This is a genomic window from Pseudomonas sp. AC463 (assembly GCF_979253585.1).
Genome location: NZ_CEEDDZ010000592.1, coordinates 1 through 273, shown reverse-complemented (window position 1 = coordinate 273; position 273 = coordinate 1). Strand labels below are relative to the sequence as shown.

Below are 273 nucleotides of genomic sequence, written 5' to 3'. Positions count from 1 at the left end.
CGGGATGGGGCGGGACGCGCTGGGTCGAGAGGGGGCGGACGGGTGAAGCCCGGTCGATGGCGATCACGCCACCATCAGGCGGTCACCTTCGAATACCCGACATGCGCGACCGTCATATGGGCGGCGGTCAGGGCTTCGCAGACGGCCAGCAGGAACCGGTCCGAGGCACGCATGCGCCCGCTCGCGTGATCGGCGATGATGATCTCGCATTCCTGGATGACGTGCGACACGACCTCCAGGCTGGATTTCAGATCCTGGTGGCTGAACCCCACC

1 protein-coding gene is annotated in these 273 nt (G+C 66.7%); it reads right to left on the bottom strand.

The annotated features are described in order from the left end of the window. Positions 1-74 precede the first annotated feature (74 nt). Positions 75-273: hypothetical protein (locus tag AC0IYH_RS31570; RefSeq protein WP_471838182.1), on the bottom strand; the 199-nt coding region annotated here is incomplete at its 5' end.